Source organism: Thiospirillum jenense (genome assembly GCF_014145225.1).
GTDB lineage: Bacteria > Pseudomonadota > Gammaproteobacteria > Chromatiales > Chromatiaceae > Thiospirillum > Thiospirillum jenense.
The window spans coordinates 1-671 of record NZ_JABVCQ010000098.1 but is presented as its reverse complement, the minus strand read 5'-3'; the positions used below and the strand labels follow the sequence as shown (position 1 = coordinate 671).

General features: G+C 46.6%; 1 protein-coding gene and 1 pseudogene. Both read right to left on the bottom strand.

The window, feature by feature from the left end; genetic code table 11:
• On the bottom strand, positions 1-336 hold a 336-nt coding region (locus tag HUK38_RS14680; RefSeq protein ID WP_182584734.1), incomplete at its 3' end, for a DUF2887 domain-containing protein.
• 124 nt (positions 337-460) lie between these two features.
• Positions 461-671: pseudogene (locus HUK38_RS14675) on the bottom strand (hypothetical protein); the annotation flags it as partial.

Here is a 671-nt window from a genome sequence, read left to right as displayed (position 1 = left end):
GCGGCGCTGCGGTCCCTGTTCAGTTTTACGGCTTGCAAATAACGTCACCGCCCGCCATTCGCGCTCAGTTGAATGACGATACAAATACAAAAACAACTCCGCAAACCACCGCCCATGAAAGTCAGCGTCATATTGAAATTGCGTTTCAATAAACACAATTGGCAACTCAGGGCGCGCCGCCGGCGGCATTAACACGCCATCCAAACGGAAGCCGGTTTGTTTAATTTCCGGGGCCTGCAATTGATAGCCCGGCAGAGTAGGATCCAGCCCCGCTAATTCCAATACCAGCCCCGGCCAATCCTGAAATAAACGATAAAACAGTGTGTCAGTTCGCAAGTGTTATTACCTTTTCTAGGTGTCATTATTCAGCGTTTAACTCCACCATACTGTAACCTCATACTTTAATCATTGGCGACAAGTGACGCTCAAATTGGTTAGCATCACTTGCGCCGAGTGCAGTTTATTTTTCTTTCCGCAACTGCTGAATTTCTAATTCAGTCAATCCAGTATGTTGCGCCAACACGCGATCATCTTGAATGATGTCAAGCAAACTGTGGGCAATGCGCAAGCGGGCGGATTTATCACCTTCTTCATGCCCTTCTTCAAAACCTTCTTGTTTTCCTTCTGTGAAAACCTCTTGATAAAACCGCGTTTGTTTCAAATCAACATCC